The organism is Micromonospora yasonensis, from assembly GCF_026013475.1.
GTDB lineage: Bacteria > Actinomycetota > Actinomycetes > Mycobacteriales > Micromonosporaceae > Micromonospora > Micromonospora yasonensis.
The window spans coordinates 1-1,612 of the sequence record NZ_JAPDPH010000440.1 but is presented as its reverse complement, the minus strand read 5'-3'; the positions used below and the strand labels follow the sequence as shown (position 1 = coordinate 1,612).

Genomic DNA, 1,612 nt, shown 5'->3' with positions numbered 1-1,612 from the left:
CAGCCGGGTGGTGGGGACGGCGGGCCGGCGGCCGTCCCGACGCAGGTCAAAGGCCATTCGGAATCTTCCGGATGGCCTTTTCTGATCTTGTACCCCGGCCCGCTCACCGCACCGCCTCGGCGTCGAGCGCGGCGCCGTCCCCGGCGGCCGCCACGCCCAGGATCCGGCCGAGCGCGCTGATCGGGAAGACCAGCCGGTACATGCCGTAGTTGATGTAGAAGTCGCCGGGGAAGCCGGTGCCGGTGTAGTGCGGCTCGTCCCAGCCGCCGTCCGGCCGCTGGGTGTCGACCAGCCAGCGCACCCCGCGCTGGGCCGGTTCCCCGGAGCCCTCGCCGGCAGCGTGCAGCGCGAGCAGCGCCCACGCCGTCTGCGACGCGGTGGACTCGCCCCGCCCGATCCAGGACGGGTCCCGGTAGGAGCGCATGTCCTCACCCCAGCCACCGTCGGGGTTCTGGTGCGCCGACAGCCATTCGAGGGCCCGGCGGATCGCCGGGTGCCCGGCCGGGACGCCGGCCGCCACCAGGGCCGGCACCACCGCCCCGGTGCCGTACACGTGGTTGGCGCCCCAGCGGCCGAACCAGGAACCGTCCGGCTCCTGCGCCCGGAGCAGCCACGCCACGCCGCGGCGTACCGCAACGGTGCCGACGAAGTTCTCCGCCGCCAGCGCCTCGACGATGTGCGCGGTCACGTCCGCGCTCGGCGGGTCGATCACCTCACCGAAGTCGCAGAACGGCAGGTCGCCGAGAATCGCCCGGGTGTTGTCCGCGTCGAACGCCGCCCAGCCACCGTCGCGGCACTGCATGCCGAGCAGCCAGCGGGTGGCCCGCAGCACGGCTGGCTCGGCCGGCACGCTTGTCCGCCGCAATGCCATGATCACCTCGGCGGTGTCGTCGGTGTCGGCGTACCCGTCGTTGTCGAACTCGAAGGCCCAGCCGCCCACCGGCGTACGCGGCCGGCGCACGGCCCAGTCACCGCGGACCTGGATCTCCTCGCCGAGCAGCCAACCGCCGGCCCGGGCCAGCGCCGGATGCCCAGCGGGCAGGCCGGCGTCGGCGAGCGCGGTGACGGCGAGCGCGGTGTCCCAGACCGGCGACTGGCACGCCTCCAACCGGCGGACCGGGCCGTCGGGGGTGTCCTCCCGGACGGTGAACCGCTCCAGCCCGGCGAGGCCGGCCCGCAGCACCGGGTGGTCCAACGGGTAGCCGAGCAGGTGCAACGCCATCAGCGAGTAGACCCAGGGCGGCTGGATTCCGCCCCAGGATCCGTCGGCCTCCTGGCGGGCCACGATCCACTCGGCGGCCCGGCGCAGCGCGTGCCGGCGCACCGGCCCACGGGCGATCCGCTCGTAGCCGCTGGCGATGCGGTCGAGCCGGTGCAGCACACCGGACCGGGACCGGAGCCGGGGCGCCGGCGGCGGCGCCGAGTCGGTGCGCAGCTCGTCGACGGAGAAGCCGAGGTCCCGCACCGGGCGCACCGCGCGGACGATGGACAGCGGGACGATGGTCTGGCGGGCCCAGCAGGCGAAGTCGTAGACGTTGAACGGCACCCAGGACGGCAGCAGCACCAGCTCGGGCGGAACGGCGGGCAGGCTGGACCAGGGCCAGTGGCCGAA

Annotated in this window: 1 protein-coding gene; it reads right to left on the bottom strand. The window is 74.8% G+C overall.

Going from position 1 to position 1,612, the window contains the following annotated elements:
- Positions 1-103 precede the first annotated feature (103 nt).
- Positions 104-1,612, bottom strand: a 1,509-nt coding sequence (shc, locus tag ONA70_RS36170; RefSeq protein WP_265010969.1) for a squalene--hopene cyclase, incomplete at its 5' end; no start/stop codon positions are given.